Below are 20675 nucleotides of genomic sequence, written 5' to 3' on the forward strand. Positions count from 1 at the left end.
TTTCTCATTTTTATTTCCCCTCTTCGAACAATCAAATACACATGCCAACCGTCCAATCTGCTTGGAAAGCCAAGTTTCCGCAGCTCGCACTCATCCTGATTACCATGATTTGGGGCGCCAGATTTATCACCGTGCAATACGGTTTAAATTTTAGCAGTCCAGTGCTGTTTGTCGGTCTACGTTTTGCCGCAGCTACACTGGCTGTGAGTCTGTTATCGCTCAAATATCTTAGACATTTTTCTCAATATGATGTCATTGCAGGCGCAAGTATTGGCGCGGTGATCGCGATCGGCTATGCGACGCAAACAGTCGGCTTGCAAAGCATCAGCAGCAGTGAATCGGCTTTTTTAACCGCGCTGTATGTACCGCTAGTTCCGATTTTTATGTGGCTCTGTTTTCGGCATAAACCACATCTGATGACATGGCTGGGAGTAAGTTTGGCTTTTGTTGGTTTGGTTTTTTTAACTGGTAATGGTTTTGGCGCTATTCAGCTCAATTTTGGGCAAATCATTACGCTGCTCGGGTCGATTGCCATTGCTTTTGAAATTATCTTGATCAGCTATTTTGCACCCCGCGTCAATCTGCGCAGAGTGACGGTTCTACAGTTGGCATTTGCCTCTCTGTTCTGTTTTTGCTTTGCCCCACTGGTGGGTGAAACCACTTTACCAAAATTTGAATGGCCATTAATCGCTGTACTCTGTGGATTAGGTCTGGCCAGCGCCGTAATTCAACTGGTGATGAACTGGGCGCAGCGCATGGTTGATCCTGCACAGGCAGCAATCATCTATGCAGGTGAACCGGTTTGGGCCGCGATCATTGGGCGGCTTGCCGGTGAACGCTTAACACCGCTCGCTCTCATTGGCGGACTGTGTGTAGTTCTTGGTGTGATTGTGAGTGAATGGCGGCCGAAATGGTTAAAGAAAAATATAGATAAAACTACAGAAGAAATATCTTAACCCTCAAAACAGCCCTCAATGACGAGGGCTGTTTTGCATGATACCCTTCATAAATAAAGGAGGCTTAAATTTAGAAGGACACCATCTTGCCCGGATTGACCATAGCCCCCAGCCCATAAGCGGTTTTCGCCATTGGAATCACCATCGGTGCAAGTGCGCGACCAAACAAAATGTCCTGATGCTGAATACTGGTGAGCATTTTAAAATCATCGGCATTGCCACAAAAATCATCGGCAATGGCTTTGCCTATACGCACGGTTTGCGCCACACCATGACCACTCCAGCCTTGCACGGCATAAATCGGATATTTCCCATCGGACTTACGGCTATCGGCTGCGCCATTCATGGTTAAATCTGTGGTGCCACTCCAAACAAAATCCAGCTCAACCTGTTTCAATTGCGGGAACACATGCTTGATTCGGCTCAGTAAATAATCATGGGTTTTTTCAGGCGTCCAGCAAGAACCCGTCCCTTCACCGCCAAACAGCAAACGGTTTTTAGATACCCCGCGATAATAATCAATTTGGAACTGTGTATCGTACACAGGTGCATCGCTCGGCAGAATTTCAGCAAGATCGAGCTCTAAGGGCGCTGTGGTACACACATAAGTATAAAATGGAATGGTGGTTTGATTATGGCTTTGCAGCAGTTTAAATGAGGCATGATGTACCCCAATCACGGCGCTCTTACGTGCTTTAATCACACCGCCAGTAGTCGTCACATAAATCCCATCTTCACGCTCATCCACCGACAGCACTTCGGTTTGCTCATAAATTTTGCCACCTTGTTGACTAAAACCATAAGCAAGGCCACGGTTTAAAGCCAAAGGATGAATATGCCCGCCGAGGGTATCGAGTAAACCGCCATAATAATTTTCCGATTTCACATGCTCAAACAACTCGTGCTTGCCCATAATCTGGGTATGGTCTTCACCCAAATATTTACGCGCATCTGCACCTTCGGTTAAACCCACCAAATGCCCTGGGTGTACGGCTGCGGTAATGTGCTGATGTTTGCGTTGTAGATCTAAATCATAGTTCTGCGCAATTTGGTCAATTAAAGACATCGCCTCCGTCGAAGTGAAGTGCCATAAGCGTTTAGCCTCTTCATAACTAAAGTGCTCAATCATTTCCCCTGCTTCCCAACGCGCCAGGCCTGGGGTTAATTGCCCACCATTACGCCCCGATGCAGCACTACCAATACGGTTTTTTTCGACCAATACTGCATCTACACCTTGTTCTGCCAAATGCAGTGCCGTGGACGCACCCAATAAGCCACCACCAATCACCACCACATCACACTCAATATCTGCATCAAGGGCATCAAAAGCCTGCCATGCGCTTAATGAGCTTTCATAGTAATTGGCTGGAAAATCAAAACTGCCACGCACAGGATTGACCCAATTCCACTCTTTACCGCTTTGCACATTGACACTGTTTTTATATTCAACATCATTTACAAATTTTGGCTTTGTATTCATTTTATTTACATTCCTATTTATCAATTCTATTTAATCGTTATAGAGGCTTCAGCCACTTAATACGCACTACCAATCACAATGTTTTGTTTTCTTAACTTTTTATAAGCGAACAATACAACGCCTACTGCCAACCAAATGCCACCGCAAACCAAGGCGTTGTGTTCTAAATTCACCCAAAGGCACATCAGCGTAGCCACTGAAAGCAGTGGTAAAATCAGGTTGAGAAAGATATTTTTAAGACCATGACGTTGACCATCACGTACATAAAACTTCATAAACACGGAGAAGTTCACAGCTGTAAAGGCAATGAGGGCACCAAAGCTAATCATGCTGACCACGGTGGCTAAATCTAAACGAATGGCTGCCAAGGAAATCAAACCAATCAACAAGACTGCATATAAAGGCGTGCCCAACTTGCTATGGACTTGACCGAATGTGCTTTTATGGAAAATGCCATCTCGTCCCATAATATGAATCAGGCGTGATGCGCTGGCATGCGTGGCAAGCCCTGAGGCAAATGTATTCATAATTTGGGCGCATAAAAATACCGATTGGAATAGCGCCCCGCCCACGTACAGGACGATCTCAGGCAGCGCTTCATCTGGATTGTTAAAACGGACATTGGTTGGAAAATACAATTGCACAAACCAGGATGCCGTAATAAAAATCACACCGCCCGTAAGCGTGGTGAGGATAACCGCACGCGGAATAGTACGTTTCGGATCTTTAGTTTCATGTGACATGGTGGTCACTGCATCAAAACCTAAGAAGCTAAAGCACAGGATTGAAGCCCCTGCGATGAGTGGCAAAATTGACGTATCACCATTGAATAGCGGTGTGAGCGTCAAGACATGCGCATAACCTTGCTCACTCCCTACCCCTTGAATGACCAAATAAATAAAAAAGCCCATCAGCAATATAGGTGTGCAAACAAAGATCATGCTTAAGTTGGCCAATATATTGATACGAAAGCAGTTGATTAAAGTGACCAAGCTGGTAAATAAAATCACCCACGCCCAATACGGTACGCTTGGAATGACCGCTTCTAAATAAATGCCTGCCAACAGCGCATTAACCAAAGGCAACATGATGTAATCCAGTAAAGAACACCAACCGACAAAAAATCCAGTTTGAGGCCCACAGGATTCTGCCGTGTAAGTATAAGCAGAACCCGATTTATCCGAATGTTTACTAAAGCGCGCATAACTAAATGCAGTGAGGAGCATGGCAAATAAAGCCAAAATATAGGCCAGTGGTACACGGCCATCGGTAATACCTGAGACAATGCCAAAGGTATCAAATACAACCATTGGCGTCATATATGCGACACCAATGATCACCACTTGCCATAAAGACATTTTTTTTAAAACAGACGCTGAAGTTTCCATGCACGTCACCTGAACTATATTTATTTGCGTTACAGGTTCTTTTGCAATCAACATGCCATATAATATTCATTCATTATTTTAATGATGATTCAAAAAATGCCAAAGTATGATTTAGAAACCAGAAAATCAGCCATTCAGATGTATAAAAAAACTGACTACAAAGTGGCTGTATGCAAAGAGTTTAACATCTCTCGAGTCACCTTGGATGCTTGGATTCGCCTGGAGGAAGAGACCGGAAGTTTGCTCCCAAAAGCCGCAAAAAACCGTGGTGCACCGAGCCACATTCGCGACTGGAATGAATTTCAAGTATTTGTAAAAAATACAAAATTTAAAAATATTAGTGATCTAGTTCCATTATTTGAACAGCGATTTAGCTATCCTGTTTCGTATGCGGTATTGGTACGCGCAATACACGTTTTAGGTATGCGCCGTCGCCGTGGTCGATTCTATAGCTAATACCTAAACTGGTGTAATTTTAAATAAAAATCCAGAAAATAATTTAAATAAACAACTATACATTAATGTAAATTTATTTTAGTAAAAACGTAAATTTATATTATTAAGAATGTAAGTTATAATTCTTAAAAATGTATAGTCAATTTTGCTTAAATAACCAAAGTTAAGCACTTTTATGTGCAATTGCTTTATAAAAGAGCATTTTTTGATGCCGCCTATCGAATGGTCAAACGAAAAAAATAAAAGCGACCCATGGGTCGCTTGTCATTATGCTGCTGTATTTACTCATACATCGGTCTGTTGTCATTGACACGAATTAAACCTTTAATCGCGCGGTACACAATCCATAACCAAGACAGTCCGATCACCGTGACACAGAAGGTACTCGCTCCCAGTGCCACACCCGCAAAGGCATTGGCATTATTGCCGGTAAAGAACAGAAAAATAAAAGGCACGAAAGCAATGATGTTCCAAATGAGATACCACCAAAACGTACTGATCTGCCAAGTAAAATGGCTTTCAAAAATCGTACCGCGGACATCACTGCGTTTGACGTAATTGATAATCAGCGCGAGAATCGCAAGCAAGCCGGCAGAAAAAATCGCCACAATATAAAGAATATACAAAATAATCGTGAGCAGGCGGTTTGGATCTTTATCAATGGAATAATTCATTTCGCTCTCCGTCATGATGATTTTGCGGATCATTCCACCCTAGATATGCAGGATATTAAATGGTGAAATTAGCCATAAAATCAGTAATATGTTAAAGGCTATGGTACAGAAATATATTTTTCGAAACGGTTGTTTTTGTGTTTTATGCCGCAAACGTTGCTGAGCCAGCCATGCCGCCGGCCACCCACCTAAAAAAGACAAAAGATGCAGTGTATTTTCTGGCACGCGTCGATTCCCCATTTGCGCAGCTTCTTTATCCTGCGCATAGAACCAATAGGTCAGGACATTGATAATACTCACAAAAAGCAGCACCATACCACTGATTAAACCCGCCACAGACAAGCCCGCCAAGGCGAGGATATAAATGATGCACAAGATTTGCATCGGCTCTGCCTGACGCGGCATCTGCACCACATTTTTTTTATTGGGGCGTTGTGCAGCTTTGGTTTGTGAGGCTTTTAAATAATGCACTTGCTGCGCACGAAAGCGTCCGCGTTCGTCTAAGATCACAGCATAATCCAACGCGCAGCCCACGATTGGTCGTGGGCCGGGACGGGAAAAGTCTTTAATGTGCAAAAATACGCGATCTTTGGTGCTATCGTTCGGTTGAATGAAGCCGTAGCCCTTATCATCAAACCATTCTACTAAGCGTCCTTGATCACGCATGCTTTTCCCTCTCGTTGTTTTTAAAATTTATGCTGTGACGAATTTTAATCGTTCAATCAGCATATTACGCATTTCAGCAGGGTTTTTCTGCAAAATATCATCCCCTGTACGGCCTTCTGCCGCATTTTTCTGTGCCACCTGTAAACGCATCATCCAGAAACGACCCGCTGCCATCGCCAAATATAACTCTAGGCATGATTTTTCATCTGCGGTTAATGGACGCACGCTTTCATAGGCATTTAAAAAGGCAATGGCTTTGTCTTCATTCAAATGTACATCCGGATATTCAGTACAAAAGTCATTTAAAGTAATAGCAATATCAAACAAGAGTTCGTCTTTGTTTAACTCATAAAAGTCTAAAATGCCGTTGAGTTGATCGCCTTCAAATAGAGTATTGTCACGGAACAGATCAGAATGAATAAAACCGGTAGGACGGTCTGGATACATCGCCGTTAAGATGTCATATAAGCCCAACAGATTGTTAAGTAACGTGGTATCTGCTTCATTTAATGTTGGACGAATATCACGTGAAACTTGTAACCAATAAGCATGATCACGATATTCTGCACGTTCCAAAGGGAAATCTTGTAAAGCCACATGCATTTTCGCTTGGGCTACAGCAATCGCTTCTGCTTGCGCTAAGCTCGCAGGCATGGGATGTTGACCTTGCATGCGTGGCGCAATCTGTGCAGGTTTATCCTTTAAGCTATGAATCGCTTTACCTGAATGATTCAGTGGTACAGGCACAGCTAGACCAGCCTGCCCCAAGTGTTCGAGTACAGGAACCAGCTCCCCTGCACCTTGCTCGTCCATCTCTTCAAATACAGTTAATACATACTGCGTGCCATTTTCGCAAACAATAAAATAGTTGGTATTTTGAATACCGCCTTGAATCGGAATCAGGTCAATCACCTCCAGTCCATAAGGTGCTGCAAAATCCTGAACTTCCTTTAAAGTCAAAGTGGTATAAACCGACATAGAAAACCTGCGAAAAAACTTACATATTTTTGATAGAATAACCGCTCCGACTACTAAGGTGTAGCATCTAAGTCGCGAAGTTTCATAATCGGCTGTTATTTTTGGAAAAAATTATGCTTGCTAAACGTATTATTCCTTGCCTCGACGTGGACAACGGTCGTGTAGTGAAAGGTGTTCAATTTCTTGATATTCGTGATGCAGGCGATCCAGTTGAAGTTGCACGCCGTTATAACGAACAAGGTGCGGACGAAATTACCTTCTTAGACATTACCGCAACCTCAAATGGTCGTGATACCACTTACCGTACAGTAGAGCGTATGGCTGAGTCTGTATTTGTGCCATTAACAGTCGGTGGTGGCGTGCGTAAAGTAGAAGATATCCGCCTGTTATTAAATGCGGGTGCGGACAAAGTTTCGATTAACTCTGCTGCCATCTATAACCCTGAATTTGTACAAGAAGCCTCTCAGCGTTTTGGCGCACAGTGTATTGTGGTTGCTATTGATGCGAAAAAAACCGGCGATAATAAATGGGAAATTTTCACCCACGGTGGTCGTAAAGAAACCGGCATCGATGCCATCGAATGGGCAGTAAAAATGGCGGACTTCGGTGCAGGTGAATTACTTATCACCTCGATGGATGCCGATGGAACCAAAGCCGGTTATGACATTGAACTGATGCGTAATATCAATGACCGTGTGACCATTCCAACCATTGCTTCTGGTGGTGTCGGTAATCTCCAACATTTGGCTGATGGTATTTTAAAAGGCGGTGCAGATGCGGTGCTTGCAGCCTCTATTTTCCACTTTGGTCAACACACCATTCCTGAAGCGAAAAAATATCTAGCAGAACAAGGCATTGAAATGCGTCTTTAATGGGCTTGTTTTCAATGAAGATTGAAAAAGAGCGATGATTCGCTCTTTTTTTTGCTTTGGTGTTTTTGATGCAACGCCATTGATTTGTAGCAGAGCATCGCCCATACAATTCATCAACGATAGACATAAAAAAAGGAGCCTTGTCGGCTCCTATAAACCAAGAAAAACTACAGCACTTGGTCTGATACGTAAAACAAATGAAAAAATATACATAGCAACTTCATCAATCAACTCGTCGTGTACAAGCCTTTTGATGATTTAAATATAGGGCATTTACACTGTATTTGATTGACAGTAGATTCATAATTTATTGACAAATTGCGACAGCTCAAATGGGTAGCAACGCTCGTTGTCAAAACGCACAGCGCATTCATATTAGACCGTTTCAAGAAGTGCAGCTGGCTTTTCACGCTCAGCCACCCACTTTGCAGGAAATACCCGATTGACCCAGTGTGACAATGGCTTGGCAATCGCTGTCGGTAGTAACACACCCAATGGGTTCTGTTCCTGTAATTTTGCCGAGGAGATCACCCGAGTCCCTAAAATATAATCAAACCACGGCTTGGTCACACACCAATTGGCATCCTGATTTGAGTTCATATGGTGGTCATAGTGCCATGGAATCTTTTTCATCGCCCACTCTGGCTCAAGATGTGCGCGACGATGGATATAATAATAATTCCCTGCGCAATACAGCACAGACAAACTCATTCCTTTGGAAATGGGATAAAACAGCGGGACAAATACGGCGGAAACTACCACCAGTGACAATATTTCATTTTTCGTGCGCCAGTTCTGTACACCTTCAACATAACCATGATCATGAAAATCTGTTTTTCGAACTTCACGATGATGTTCCCAATGTGATTTCATGCTTTTCGGTACTAGACTAAAACGTGGCTTGCCTGACCGATGCGTCCCATGCAAAACATATTTATGTGCGACCCATTCAAAGGCATTGGCGACGACCAACCCTGCAATAAAACCTTTTAACATGACCAATATCTCCTTTTCTTAGCTCCACTATAGGTAATGAAAAGGGCTAGATATTGACCGTTTTTTTTAATATTATTGACAAAACACGACAAAATTTAGAATTAAAAAAATATGCAACAACTCAAGGACTATACAGGATCGGTCTATGGAGGACTGGGCCATTTGCTCTATGCTTATCACCAAGCCCAAGGCATTGCTATTCCTGAAAAATTGAATAAAGTTCAAAACTTAGAGCGTTTTGATTATGCCATTTGGCGTGATTTATTGATGGATTTAGATCAAAAGATCCAAAAGCCGGCGCTGGGTTTAGAAATTGCAGAACATGTGCAACCCAAACATATTGGCATTATTGCGTATATTGCTCTGTCCTGTGAAAACTTGGGCGAAGCGCTGCTCCGCTACCATGATTTTCATCGCTTAATCTTCGATGGCAGCCCATTGCTGATTGATATTCAAAATGATTTTTTCTCGATCGGTTGGAATGATTTACCCATGAATATGGCCAATCAATTGACCGATGAAATTGCGATTGCCTTAATGCTGCAGTTTCTAAAATTATTCATGCGTTTTGAAGATATCAATTTACACGAAGTACATTTTCATAATCCTGCACCAAAAAATGTCGCTCAGTATGAACAATATTTTCGCTGCAAAGTTCGTTTTTCCCAAGAAAAGTCGAAGGTTATTGTTCCCATTCAAGAACTGTCTCGCCCCTTTTCCCAAGGCGATCAGACCTTACAAAAACTGTTAATGCAACAGGCACAGTCTTTATTAGAAAAACTGCCGAATACCACGCAAATCGACCAACGCTTACAGCAAGCCATCTTAATGGGTTTGCAAAAAAAACAGTTCCAAATTGAACATGTCGCTACGCAACTCAATCTTTCCGTCCGACAATTACAACGCCATTTACAACAACAAGGCAGCACCTATCAGCAACGCATGCAGGAGGTCCGCTGTATGATGGCTGAAGAATTTTTAAGAGACCCACATTTAAGTTTGCAAGAAATTGCGCTACTGCTGGGTTATTCAGAACAGAGTGCATTTCAACGTGCTTTTAAACAATGGCGAAATTTAACCCCACAGCAATGGCGCTTATCGCAAATTGAAGCAGTAAGTTAAAATGTGACGCAGTTATCATTTTATATATTGTGATTTTCAGCAAAATCCATTAAAGCTATGCATATTCAATAAATGAATAAAACAACACTTCACAACTAGATTGCACTCATGCTGAGTGAAAGATTGAAAATCTATTCCAAATGACAAAAACAAATGAAGTTTTAAATGAATAAATATTTGGCAGAACTGATCGGTACGTTTTGGCTGGTCTTTGGTGGTTGTGGTAGTGCGGTCTTGGCTGCGGCCTTTCCTGAACTTGGTATTGGCTTCGCAGGCGTGGCACTGGCCTTCGGTTTAACGGTGTTAACGGCTGCTTATGCGCTGGGTCATATCTCAGGGGGACATTTTAACCCTGCCGTGAGTATCGGCTTGTGGGCCGGTGGTCGTTTTGAAGCCAAAGAACTAGCACCCTATATTATTTCTCAATTGCTGGGTGCAACCCTCGCCGCATTTATTCTATTCATCATTGTACAAGGTCAGGCCGGATTTACCGGTGTCGGCGGTTTTGCCACCAATGGCTATGGTGAGTTATCTCCGGGCAAATACTCTATGCTCTCAGCGTTAGTTATTGAAATTGTGCTGACGGCTGGCTTTCTGATTGTGATCATGGGAGCAACAGATAAACGTGCACCTGCCGGATTTGCCCCAATTGCAATCGGTCTTGCGCTTACATTGATCCATCTCATCAGCATTCCCGTCACCAATACTTCGGTCAACCCAGCGCGTAGTATGGGTGTGGCATTCTTTGCTGAAACTGCTGCGCTTTCACAAGTTTGGCTATTTGGGGTAGCCCCTATCATTGGCGCGGTGATTGGTGCTGTCATCTATAAACTGATGGCAAAAGACGCATAAATAGAAGAAGACACCATAAAAAAAGCTCACAATCTGTGAGCTTTTTTTTCATTCATCCCGAATTGAGCATTGCTTCCTTCGACGGTCGATGACACAGCATTAAAGAAATGGATTTTCCACTTCGTTGTCTTCACCGCCCTGCGCTATTTTTTCAGCTAAGTTGGTTTCTGCCTCAAGCGTTGTCACCACATCATTGAAAAATGCCTGTAAAGCTTTCGCTGCAGCTAATCCAGCTTGGTCTTTCGTCACCTGTAGGTTGCCATAAATATTAATTCGATCTTGGCCATTTTCTAGTGTTAAGTCATGAATTGCATGCGACGCTGTGTCATTTTCAAATGCTTTAAACATGTTGGATATCCTTCTTTCTTTTTGTAGTGATGCAGCAATAGAAATACGTGAAAAAGATTTCAACTGCAAGCAAAGATCCTCTTCATCACTCGCAATTCAGCGCTATTATCTGCTCGATTATTTCAAAATTTGTAGCAGATATTGCAAAATTTCTTCAATCAATTGTTTGACCAAGGCATCTTGATTGTTGTCATTTTCACTGCTTGCCATGGATGTCTCTCCCACAGAACCACCACTCGATTTAAAGTCTTTTTGCAAACTTAAAATCTTGTCTTCTGCGACATCTGCAGCACACTGGCTTTCAGCATCCCAATGCAAATAAGCAATGTCTTGATTTGCTTTGACTTGGGTGGCTTTGAGTGGCAAACGGTAGGTATTGCGCTTTTGGTCTTCAGTTAATTCTGGAAAGAAATTAATTCCAGTCAATTCTTCTAGCGCACAAATACTCATCACTTTGACTGTCGGTGCCGTATCACGCAAGGTATTGTCCGCATAGTACACGCCTGCAACACCTTTTTTCGGCAAATAGATCGCCTTATAAGTAGCGGTCGGCACAATGACCCCTTGCCCGATGGTTTTTAATTTTTTCGCACTATATACCGGCCCCGTTACCACATAGACATCTTGCTTTTGTTTGGTCACTATCGCCCGTGTGGCTTCTTCTAACTCACGCCACACTTGCTGATTATTTTTTGGAGCTTGCGGCACCATATTGGCCAAAGAAAAACTATCTAACTGCGCAGCTTTATTGGGCATATCGGCATTTGGCGCCATGTGTCCACGGTCATAGCCTGAAGATTTATAGTCTGAAAGCAAAGCCCGATATTCAGACGGCACGCGAGTCTCTTCATGAAAGTTATCTTCACGCGGAATTTTTTGACTCAGGCGTGCGGGGGTTAATGCTTCTGCAACCCAAAGCGGTGTCTTGGATATCCCTGAATACATGACATTAAAGCCATTAAAACACAGTGGAAAACTGTTTTTATGTAGGCTTTCACGGACCAAATAAGGTGGCACTTCACGATAAAATTGGTCCAAACAGGCGCTATTTGAAGTGCTGCTCATAGAAACAAGTTGTTGAATTTTTTCTTGCCCGAAAGCAATAGCAAAGCTTCCTGTTGCCACCAGACCCAACAGCACTTTTATGCCATTTTGCCCAAATAACTGTGAAAGCGGATTTGCTGAATTGCGTTTCTTTTTGACCATGACTTACAACAATGACTTCTAAAAGGACTATTTTTCCGCAGCTTAGCAAGGGTGCAAATTTTAGTACACTTTTCTTTTTTAATTTGCTTAACAATCACACAAATATTGTTTAACAAAGCAGCAGTTGATGTAACTTTATGTCGCAGTTGTGCAGGTCTTTATAGGAAGTCATGAAGCAGTTGCGTATGTTTCATTGAATTCGCCTCAAGAATTATGACAAGGTAAAAATACGAAAAATTGCGATAAAAATATACGGAGTGATTATGCATTCTAAAATTTTAGGTTTAGGTTTAATTTCAGGTTTAATGAGCGCAGCAGCATTTGCAGAGCCGCCGATTCAACCCGGTGATACATTAGAAAGCTTGTCTAAAGTCAAAATTGTGACCACCGTGAATGGTCAATCTGGTTCCATTCAGGACTTGGTTTCAAGTGGCCAAGTTCAATTGGTTGAAGCTCCTGCCGGACAAGTCAATGCCGCTGCAACAGAACAGCCCTTAAACCCTGAACAAGCTCAGGCAAACCAAATCGATCCGAATGCCCCTGCAGTCCCTGCAAATGCTGAACAAGCCGTGACTGAAGCGGAAAATGCACTCGCAAATGAACAACAAAGTGTAGCTGCTGCACCTACAGAGCAGTCCGTTCCAACTGAACAAACAGCAGTGGCCAATACACCTGAAGCCGCGGTAACTGAAGCACCTGTGGAAACAGCACAGCAAGCACCTGAAGCCGTATCAGCGGATAACAACGCTGCACCCGTCATTGCCTCTTCTGCAGAAGCGCCAGTGAATGCCGATAGCGCATCGGCTGCATTGCCTGAAGCTCCTCAAGGACAACAAGATGCTTTTATGGCAGCACCTGAGACTCAAAGTGTAAATCCTGCAGATGCATCAATTCAAGCCAACCCAGAAGCACCTGTTGCTGACGAAGCCATCCAAGCTGCGCCTGAAGCCTCTGCAGATGTAGACGCGACAATCAACTAATCAGCGTATTTTCAAGGATGAAATAACGCAACATCTTCATTCTGTTGTTTTGCTCGCATACTCCTCCCAGGAAAAAGCAACAGAATGATCTCTATGTCTTTGGACTAAAAAAGTTTAATTATTACAGATAAAAAAAAGCCAGAATTGATCTGGCTTTTTCGTGTCTAACTTTTAAATCTATGCCTAAAAGTTCAATCTACGTCTTAAATTTCAATCTGACTGCCCAACTCAACCACACGGTTGGTTGGAATTTGATAAAAATCGCTGACTGGACTGGTATTTCGCTGCATAGAGATAAACAGCTTTTCTCGCCATGGCGCCATGCCTTCACCCAGGGTATGAATAATGCGGTCTCGGGAAATAAAGAAACTGATTTGCATTAGATCAAATTCAAAGCCCAATTCACGATACGCATGCTCCAAAGCGGCAGGAATATTCGGCTGATCTTTAAACCCATAAAACATCGTGATTCGATAGAATCGATCATCTAGTTTTTCCGTGATCACCCGCTCATTTTCGGGTACAAACGGCACGTCTCGGGTATTGACCGTAACCATAATATTGCGTTCATGCAGAACTTTGTTGTGCTTAATATTATGCAACATGGCATGAGGCACGATCTCAGGCGTTCCTGTCAAGAATACGGCATCACCTGGAACAAACTTGGTTTCACTACCCATGCTGACACTGCGAATAAACAGGTCAATAGGCAAAGCATCTTTACCGAGCCGATTGAGCACCAATGCCCGTCCATCTTTCCACGTCATTAAAATCGTAAACAATACCGCACCAATCAGGATTGGAACCCAACCGCCCGCTGCAATTTTTAATGATGTCGATGCAACAAAGATCAAATCAATCAATAAAAATGGCACTGCAAATATTGCCACTTTCCAAACCGGCCAACGCCATAAACCATAAGCTAAAACTGAGATCAAAATCGTACCGCAGAGCATGGTCATGGTCACAGCTACGCCGTACGCACTGGCCAAATTCGCACTGTTTTCAAACAGCAAGATCAAGATCAGCACCGAGATAAACAATGCCCAGTTAATAAATGGCAAATAAATCTGACCACGTTCAACTTCAGAGGTATGTTTCACTGTCAAACGCGGCAAATAACGCAATTGAATCGCCTGATTGACCATAGAAAACACCCCTGTGATCACCGCTTGAGAGGCAATCACCGCGGCCGCTGTCGCCAAAGCAATCATTGGATACAGTGCCCATTCTGGGATCAGCATATAAAATGGATTGGCTAAAGCTTCTGGATTACGCAGTAGCAAGGCACCTTGGCCTGCATAGTTCAACAGCAAACACGGCATCACCACAATAAACCATGCCAAGCGGATTGGGAGTCGGCCAAAATGCCCCATATCGGCATAGATTGCCTCACCACCTGTCATCGTCAAGATGACCGCACCCATGGTCAAGAATGCAACATAGGGCTGCTGTACCACAAAATTGAAAGCCCAATGCGGACTGATCATGGTCAACACAAATGGCGTTTGCGAAATACTCCATAATCCAAATCCGCCTATGGATAAAAACCACATGAGCGTTAAAGGCCCAAAGAATTTACCCATCGTGCCTGTGCCATGGCGTTGCACTAAAAATAGCCCCGCTAAAATACCGATCGATAAGGGTTGCAGCCATTGGTTAAACATCGGCGTCGCAATACTTAAGCCTTCAATCGCAGATAACACAGAGATTGCGGGGGTAATGATCCCATCACCAAAGAACAAAGATGCCCCAATAAAGCCAAGGGCAATCAGGTAAATTTTTTTGTTTTCGGCAATTCGTGTGGTTCGTAGATTCAAGGCCAACAGCGACATAATACCGCCCTCGCCATTGTTATCTGCACGCATGATGATGCTGACGTATTTAAAACTAATCGTCAGCATGATGCACCAGAAAATCAGGGACAGAATACCCAGCACAGACGCTTCGCTAATCGCCAAATGTGCTGTGAGGAAACATTGGCGCAGCGCATATAACGGGCTCGTCCCAATGTCTCCGAATACTACGCCCAAAGCTGCCAAGGTGATGGCAGGCAATGCGGCTTTTTGTGCAGTACTTTGCATATAATTGTCTTCAATTTAGACAGGATTTTTGCGAATCATAGCACCGCTCAAGATGTTTTTGTCTAATTCAATTGTTTCTCTTGGCAGAATATATTTTTTTCGCTATTATCCACCGCGCAAAAGGTGAAGTGTCCGAGTGGCTGAAGGAGCACGCCTGGAAAGTGTGTAAACGTTTATAGCGTTTCGAGGGTTCGAATCCCTCTTTCACCGCCAGAATAAACTGCAATGCCAAGCAGAATGAAGGTCTAAATTGATAAAATTTAGGCCTTTTTTAATTTTATTGTTCTCAATATTAAATATCCCCCTAATTGATCTTCTATTTGTTTAGCTCAATAACTTCACAGTATTTGAGTCCTGATTGATGGATTTAAATCACACGTTTTTTTCCTAATGCACGACTTATGGATTTTTTATTGGCAGCAAGAAAGACACGTTTATTTACAAATACAAATTTTATATTCTAAAGACAATTACTTAAGCCTATGCTAAAAATAAATCATCCTCTCAATATAGGTGCTATTCAAAAAATTATTCATTAATTTAAACATCATAGAACTGAAACGCGATTGCGGTACTTTTAACTTGATCAACGAAAAACTTAAAAAACACCTTTCATATATCACTGCTATTCGGGAGAGAACATGAATAACAGCCAGAATTATGTTAAGCAGATCAAGAACGCCAAACGTGGTGGCTATACCCCAACCCTTGCCAAAGACATCAATAAACATAAAATTCAAAAAGCACAGCGTCTGATTGACGAATGGCGAAAGCTCGCCAATGAACTCCGCCCCCAAATGCAACTGGAGATGGCATATACACTTGAAGAATGCGCACAGGATCTAGACCAAATTTTAAGAATGAAATAGCACTCAACGCTCACCCATCCTATTTTTTCGCCCACATCTTGTGGGCGAAACATTACCTATTTTTATTTCTCTAGTTTTTAGAGCCAAACATCGGTCGAATGCTGAATAAATCAAACGTATAAATTACATTCGATTTGCTGTTTTTTTAACTTGCACCACTTCAAAAAATCTGTAGAATGCATTCCACAACGCCGGCATAGCTCAGTTGGTAGAGCAACTGACTTGTAATCAGTAGGTCCACAGTTCGAATCCGTGTGCCGGCACCATTTCTTAGCCTCGCTTTTTAGTGAGGCTTTGATGTTTATAGAGCCGCTCTTTTATGGCTTCCTCGCGCTAATCTGCACATAACGAATCAGCCCATCTCGATACAACTTCTCGCACAATTTTGCCGTCATCTTGATTTTGAATTGATCCACATGACTCAGGCTCGTCTGACTTTGTTGTTCTTGAATATAATCGGCAAAACCCTGAAATACGAATTCGCTGATATCTTCGATCTGGATATTTTCGAAACCTGCCTGTTGCACTTGGTGTTGTAAATTTTGTTTTGAATTTAAATTTTTCAAATTCACATCTGCTGCTTTCAGCAGACTTTGATATTTCAGTCGCTGTAATGAATTTAAATTCAAAAACGCATCGGATAACATTAAATAGTGAAAAGCAAAGCGCCCTTTTGAATTCAAAACATCAACCACTGATAAAAGCAATAAATTCAAATCACTATGATACGCAGCATCAATACACAGCACCGCATCCATACAGTTTTGTGGATAAATATTTTTTAAATTCAAAAATGAATCTTGTTGTATTTTAATTTTTGAATTTAAATTTTTTTGGATTTTTTCCACACATGCCGTTTGCAATTCGACTGCGGATAAGTTTTGAATTTGAAAATGTTCCATCCAAAAAACCAAGCTCGCGCCCTGCCCACAACCAAGGTCTAAAACACGATCTGTAGATTTTAATTGAATGGATTCGGCAAGATGGAAAGCGAGTTTTTGACAGGCTGCAGGATAGGATGATTTTGCATCATCCCAATAGCCCAAATTGCTCCAAGCAAGCTCCGCATCATCTCCGAGTAGTCGACTGTTAATCGCATATTTATGGCTAGGGACGTACTGACGAATTGCTTGAAGCCATTTCATGTTAGTAACCGAGTTGAGGGGCAACCTCCACTTTAGGTTTTAAACCCACAAACGGCAATGGCGCACCAAAAATTTCTGCAATATGCATAGCAGACGTTACCGCAGACTCTAAAATCGGCAGACCATCGCAAGACCATGAGCCACAAAAGAAGACTTTACGCTCAGGGGATAAATGTCGTTGCTGTAACTCTTTATTCAGCGCCACCGTATGTGAATCCACCACTGCGCGTGTCAAACTGACCGAAGAGATCACTTTTTTAGGATCAATCGGTGTCACTGGCTGCCAAGTTTGGAACACTGGAGTTTTACCCACCAAGCTCGGCTCGATTGAGTTAAGCCACACGGTAAATTGCTGACGGGTAAATTTACGGTCCATCATATAACTTAGTACAGACCAATCTTTACGCTTCGGCGGCATCACGGTTTGATCAGTGTGAATCACCAACTGACCTTGCTCAAATTTAAATTTCTTTAAAAGCTCAATATCGTCAGCAAACTGAGTAGAATCTAAAAATTCTTCCGTTTTGGTGGTTGGTGTTGCGACTACCACGCGATCGAATAGATGATGTGCTCCGGCCTCAGTTTCCACCAAGACTTTATCGTCTTGCTCGTGCACTTTGGTAATTGCCGTACCACTTTGAATATTTAAACCTTCAATCAGTTTATCAACCAACGCAGGTGTACCACCTTGGATACGCAGCAAGGCATCGCCATTGGTCAATTGACGCAAGAAAATCAACAGCGGTTTTGCAGGCCATTCGCCAATCGTTTTCGGGTTACAGGTGCAAATGGTATACAACACTGGCATGACCGCACCATGCCAAAATACTTCTTCAATTTCATTTTTATTAATGAACTCGGCAAGCGTGATGTCCTGATTTTTTGATTTAAAAAATCGAGTGATCGCGGCTTTGAGTTGCAACATTCCTTTGACTAAACGCCAGCCATATTGTTGTAAGCCTTTACGGTTATTAATAATTGGGAAATTACCAATACGGCTACGACTGGTGGTCAACCACGTTTCTGTACGATCTTCAAATAGCCAACTGCATGCCATATAGGTACGGACGGGGAAGGTTTTAATCCCTAAATGGGTCGCCAAACTTAAGGTATTTTTCCAGAGGTGTGGATTCATCACACGCAAAGGGGCATCGATCAAGCCGCCTTCAAACTCAGTGCTGTGGCTATCCATACCACGACCAGGCAGAGCTTCGAAAATTGTAATGTTATGCCCTGCGTCTTTAAGAATTCTTGCGGTAGCCAGCCCAGCCATGCCACTACCGATGACTGCAATTTCCAATTTTCTTTTCCATCTATAAAACACAGTTTAAAAGTATGACTGATCAGAAGTTAAAAATAGCTATTAAAAAATACCAGATTCGCACTTTTTGTATGGATTTCAGTACAGCCGTTTTTAAGTTAAATTTACAAATATTTACAGTCAAAAAGCACACAATTTAAGCTTTGTTTTTTAAACATATTTTTCTTTAAAATTTTAATTACCCTATAAAACCAAACAATTAAATTAACCATTTTTATAACTTTCGGTTTACTTTAAAGCCAAGTCTCGCTAAGATGCGCCACATAAGAAAGTGATAAATTCATCACAATTTATCAAAAGTAAAATGATATTTAAATCATGACAACTATAAATACTACAGCGCTCAATAAAAAAGCCTCTGACTGTTCAGAGGCTTTTTTTTCGGCTATTTCAACGGCATGAATTTCACTTAAGCCTCATGCGCTAGCGCAATTTCACCAAATTTTCCGTTATTGAAATCATCAAAGGCTTGAATAATTTCAGCTTTGCTATTCATCACAAATGGGCCATAACCTTGAATCGGCTCATTTAGTGGCTCACCGCTAAGTAACAGAAATTGTGTGTCCTGCAACGCTTGTAGCTGAATGGCGATATCATCTTTGGCAAACATGACCATCGAACTGTCTTGAACTTTATGGCTTTCATTCACCACAACCTCACCCTTCAAGACCACCAAAATGGTGTTATGCCCTTCAGGTACATGTAAGGTGGTTTCATATTGAGCTTTCAATTCACCATCCCAGACATTCACTGGACTAAAGGTTTGTGCAGGCCCAAGGTGACCACCCATTTCACCAGCAATCACCCGAATATGCCCTGCACCTTCATCCATGTCTATGCGAGGAATATCTTGGCGTGTGATCGCTTGATAACGAGGCTGGGTCATTTTGTCTTTTGCCGGTAAATTCACCCACAATTGAACCATCTCAAAAAGACCACCTGCTTGAGCAAATTCAGGCGAATGAAATTCTTCATGTACCAGACCCGACCCTGCGGTCATCCATTGCACATCGCCTGTTTGAATTGTGCCGCCACCACCACTTGAGTCCTTATGAGTCACTTCACCGCTGTAGGCGATAGTCACCGTTTCAAAACCACGATGTGGATGTGAACCTACACCATGCCGTGCAGTGGTGGGATCGAACTGATAAGGTGCCGCATAATCCAAAAGCAAAAATGGGCTAATCGCCTGACCTAGACGATCATAGGAAAATAAGCTTTTGACTGGAAAACCATCGCCCACCCAGTGCATTTGCTGATTACGATAAACACCAATTACTTTTTTCATTTCTTAGCTCCTATATTCATACGATAGGATGAACATAGCGCTTATTTTAAGCTTTGAAATACTTGATGGCCATCATCCAGATAGCATTCTATATCTCAAAATTAGAACAATACTCAGACATACAATCTGCACCTCACTCAAAACCAAGCATTAATTTCGAAATTCTAAGGTTTAAGACATATACAACGATGAATTATCCCAATTTTATGATTGAGCTTCTCATTTAAACCCATTTTATTGTCTCATTTTTACAACTATTCTAAATCTAGTTAACACGCAGATTTCATCTGATCCTGCGTACTTGCAAACAGGAAAGAGGACAATAAAATGGGCAAACCTTACGTTCGTTTAGACAAAGACAATGCCGCGGTACTTTTAGTTGACCATCAAACAGGTCTACTTTCATTGGTTCGCGACATTGATCCAGATAAATTTAAAAATAATGTGCTCGCACTGGCTGCAGCCGCGAAATATTTCAATCTTCCAACGATTCTCACCACCAGTTTTGAACAAGGTCCAAACGGTCCATTGGTTCCTGAACTAAAAGAAATGTTCCCTGACGCACCTTATATTGCACGCCCAGGTCAAATTAATGCTTGGGACAATGAAGACTTTGTGAAAGCCGTCAAAGCAACCGGCAAAAAACAATTGATTATTGCGGGTGTAGTGACTGAGGTTTGTGTTGCATTTCCAACCTTGTCTGCTTTAGAAGAAGACTTTGATGTCTTTGTAGTGACCGATGCTTCAGGTACTTTCAACCATTTAACCCGCGACTCAGCATGGGAACGTATGACACAAGCAGGTGCACAGCTCATGACCTGGTTTGGTACCGCATGTGAATTACACCGCGACTGGCGTAATGATATTGAAGGTTTAGGTGCGCTTTTCGGCAACCATATTCCAGACTACCGCAACCTCATCAACAGCTATACGCAAAATACTGAAAAGAAATAATCCTTCAGTAGTAAAAAGCGGCTCCGAGCCGCTTTTTTTA

The 20675-nt window shown here is 42.4% G+C and carries 20 protein-coding genes and 2 tRNA genes; 10 read left to right on the forward strand and 12 right to left on the reverse strand.

All coding sequences use genetic code 11. The annotated features are described in order from the left end of the window. Positions 1-41: 41 nt before the first annotated feature. The gene (locus AC4CU0_RS13960; protein ID WP_490743347.1) at positions 42-956 is read left to right on the forward strand and encodes a DMT family transporter; all 915 of its coding nucleotides are present in this window, start codon (positions 42-44) and stop codon (positions 954-956) included. Between the two features lie 70 nt (positions 957-1026). On the opposite strand, the gene AC4CU0_RS13965 is transcribed toward AC4CU0_RS13960, so the two are convergent. After that, positions 1027-2436 carry an NAD(P)/FAD-dependent oxidoreductase gene (locus tag AC4CU0_RS13965; RefSeq protein WP_168378993.1) on the reverse strand — a complete coding sequence of 470 codons (1410 nt, stop codon included), beginning with the start codon at positions 2434-2436 and terminating at the stop codon, positions 1027-1029. A gap of 56 nt (positions 2437-2492) precedes the next feature. Next, on the reverse strand, positions 2493-3824 hold the full coding sequence (locus tag AC4CU0_RS13970) for an APC family permease (RefSeq protein WP_490743348.1): 1332 nt from the start codon (positions 3822-3824) through the stop codon (positions 2493-2495). Between the two features lie 96 nt (positions 3825-3920). Here AC4CU0_RS13970 and AC4CU0_RS13975 point away from each other — a divergent pair, with 96 nt between their 5' ends. Then, positions 3921-4280 carry a COG3415 family protein gene (locus AC4CU0_RS13975; protein WP_180050672.1) on the forward strand — a complete coding sequence of 120 codons (360 nt, stop codon included), beginning with the start codon at positions 3921-3923 and terminating at the stop codon, positions 4278-4280. A gap of 281 nt (positions 4281-4561) precedes the next feature. On the opposite strand, the gene AC4CU0_RS13980 is transcribed toward AC4CU0_RS13975, so the two are convergent. The 3 genes from AC4CU0_RS13980 to AC4CU0_RS13990 are packed head-to-tail and all read right to left on the reverse strand — an operon-like array spanning position 4562 to position 6598. Further along, the gene (locus AC4CU0_RS13980; RefSeq protein ID WP_490743349.1) at positions 4562-4954 is read right to left on the reverse strand and encodes a DUF4870 family protein; all 393 of its coding nucleotides are present in this window, start codon (positions 4952-4954) and stop codon (positions 4562-4564) included. Between the two features lie 39 nt (positions 4955-4993). Then, a complete protein-coding gene (locus tag AC4CU0_RS13985) occupies positions 4994-5620 on the reverse strand; it encodes a DUF1294 domain-containing protein (RefSeq protein ID WP_490743350.1) in 627 nt (208 codons plus the stop codon). Between the two features lie 27 nt (positions 5621-5647). Continuing rightward, positions 5648-6598, reverse strand: coding sequence for a homoserine kinase (locus AC4CU0_RS13990; RefSeq protein ID WP_111884520.1), 951 nt, complete (start codon positions 6596-6598; stop codon positions 5648-5650). Between the two features lie 113 nt (positions 6599-6711). Here AC4CU0_RS13990 and hisF point away from each other — a divergent pair, with 113 nt between their 5' ends. Further along, positions 6712-7470 (forward strand): imidazole glycerol phosphate synthase subunit HisF, encoded by a 759-nt coding sequence (hisF, locus tag AC4CU0_RS13995; RefSeq protein WP_078190498.1) that lies wholly within the window; start codon positions 6712-6714, stop codon positions 7468-7470. 375 nt (positions 7471-7845) lie between these two features. Here hisF and AC4CU0_RS14000 read toward each other — a convergent pair whose 3' ends face one another. Continuing rightward, positions 7846-8466: a hypothetical protein gene (locus AC4CU0_RS14000; RefSeq protein ID WP_490743351.1), complete on the reverse strand. Its 621-nt coding sequence runs from the start codon at positions 8464-8466 to the stop codon at positions 7846-7848. 111 nt (positions 8467-8577) lie between these two features. Here AC4CU0_RS14000 and AC4CU0_RS14005 point away from each other — a divergent pair, with 111 nt between their 5' ends. After that, entirely contained in the window at positions 8578-9588 is a 1011-nt protein-coding gene (locus AC4CU0_RS14005; protein WP_490743352.1) for an AraC family transcriptional regulator ligand-binding domain-containing protein, read from the forward strand. Between the two features lie 165 nt (positions 9589-9753). Further along, positions 9754-10440: an aquaporin Z gene (gene aqpZ / locus AC4CU0_RS14010; protein ID WP_490743354.1), complete on the forward strand. Its 687-nt coding sequence runs from the start codon at positions 9754-9756 to the stop codon at positions 10438-10440. Positions 10441-10539: 99 nt separating this feature from the next. Here aqpZ and AC4CU0_RS14015 read toward each other — a convergent pair whose 3' ends face one another. Both AC4CU0_RS14015 and AC4CU0_RS14020 read right to left on the reverse strand, forming a co-directional pair. Next, entirely contained in the window at positions 10540-10788 is a 249-nt protein-coding gene (locus AC4CU0_RS14015; protein WP_078193158.1) for a hypothetical protein, read from the reverse strand. A 117-nt stretch (positions 10789-10905) separates the two neighbouring features. After that, entirely contained in the window at positions 10906-11994 is a 1089-nt protein-coding gene (locus tag AC4CU0_RS14020; protein ID WP_490743355.1) for a DNA/RNA non-specific endonuclease, read from the reverse strand. 263 nt (positions 11995-12257) lie between these two features. Between AC4CU0_RS14020 and AC4CU0_RS14025 the strand changes: the two genes are divergently transcribed. Further along, positions 12258-12974, forward strand: coding sequence for a hypothetical protein (locus tag AC4CU0_RS14025; protein ID WP_490743356.1), 717 nt, complete (start codon positions 12258-12260; stop codon positions 12972-12974). A gap of 203 nt (positions 12975-13177) precedes the next feature. On the opposite strand, the gene AC4CU0_RS14030 is transcribed toward AC4CU0_RS14025, so the two are convergent. Next, on the reverse strand, positions 13178-15058 hold the full coding sequence (locus AC4CU0_RS14030) for a potassium transporter Kup (protein WP_078193161.1): 1881 nt from the start codon (positions 15056-15058) through the stop codon (positions 13178-13180). Positions 15059-15180: 122 nt separating this feature from the next. On the opposite strand from AC4CU0_RS14030, the gene AC4CU0_RS14035 reads away from it, so the two are divergent. The 3 genes from AC4CU0_RS14035 to AC4CU0_RS14045 all read left to right on the forward strand — a co-directional run bounded on the left by AC4CU0_RS14035 (position 15181) and on the right by AC4CU0_RS14045 (position 16193). Next, positions 15181-15271, forward strand: a tRNA-Ser gene (locus AC4CU0_RS14035). Positions 15272-15699: 428 nt separating this feature from the next. Next, entirely contained in the window at positions 15700-15927 is a 228-nt protein-coding gene (locus AC4CU0_RS14040) for a hypothetical protein (protein ID WP_078190515.1), read from the forward strand. Between the two features lie 190 nt (positions 15928-16117). Next, positions 16118-16193: transfer RNA gene (locus AC4CU0_RS14045), tRNA-Thr, on the forward strand. Between the two features lie 51 nt (positions 16194-16244). On the opposite strand, the gene AC4CU0_RS14050 is transcribed toward AC4CU0_RS14045, so the two are convergent. From AC4CU0_RS14050 to AC4CU0_RS14060, 3 genes are all read right to left on the reverse strand, one after another. Then, positions 16245-17072 (reverse strand): SAM-dependent methyltransferase, encoded by an 828-nt coding sequence (locus tag AC4CU0_RS14050; protein ID WP_490743357.1) that lies wholly within the window; start codon positions 17070-17072, stop codon positions 16245-16247. Between the two features lies 1 nt (position 17073). Further along, positions 17074-18372, reverse strand: a complete 1299-nt coding sequence (locus tag AC4CU0_RS14055; protein WP_143221600.1) for an FAD-dependent oxidoreductase — start codon at positions 18370-18372, stop codon at positions 17074-17076. 430 nt (positions 18373-18802) lie between these two features. Next, on the reverse strand, positions 18803-19681 hold the full coding sequence (locus AC4CU0_RS14060; RefSeq protein ID WP_180025915.1) for a pirin family protein: 879 nt from the start codon (positions 19679-19681) through the stop codon (positions 18803-18805). Positions 19682-20008: 327 nt separating this feature from the next. On the opposite strand from AC4CU0_RS14060, the gene ycaC reads away from it, so the two are divergent. Continuing rightward, a complete protein-coding gene (gene ycaC, locus AC4CU0_RS14065) occupies positions 20009-20635 on the forward strand; it encodes an isochorismate family cysteine hydrolase YcaC (RefSeq protein ID WP_078193174.1) in 627 nt (208 codons plus the stop codon). The last annotated feature ends 40 nt before the right edge of the window (positions 20636-20675 follow it).

The organism is Acinetobacter sp. LipI_15 (genome assembly GCF_058242865.1).